This is a genomic window from Vallitalea sediminicola, from assembly GCF_054408565.1.
This window is the reverse complement of the sequence record NZ_BTPT01000302.1, coordinates 1-242: the sequence shown is the minus strand read 5'-3', so window position 1 is coordinate 242 and position 242 is coordinate 1. Positions and strand designations below refer to the sequence as shown.

1 pseudogene is annotated in these 242 nt (G+C 41.7%); it reads left to right on the top strand.

Annotation, left to right across the window (positions count from 1 at the left end):
- Positions 1–227 (top strand): annotated as a pseudogene (locus ACX6CF_RS26825) (hypothetical protein); the annotation flags it as partial.
- Positions 228–242: the final 15 nt, after the last annotated feature.

Here is a 242-nt window from a genome sequence, read left to right as displayed (position 1 = left end):
AAATCAAAGACACCTTTTCTGGTTACGAAATTACCGAAGAATTAATGGAAAGAACCGGCGCAGATTACGTCATGCATTGTCAACCAGCCCATCGCGATTTAGAAATCAGCGGCAGCTTAATTGACGGTGAGCAGTCCTTGTTAATGCAACAAGCTGAAAATAGAATGCACGGTCAAAATGCGATTTTGGTGGAACTTCTAGCGAAAGACTTTGAACCTCGAAACTAGCAACTAGCATTAAAC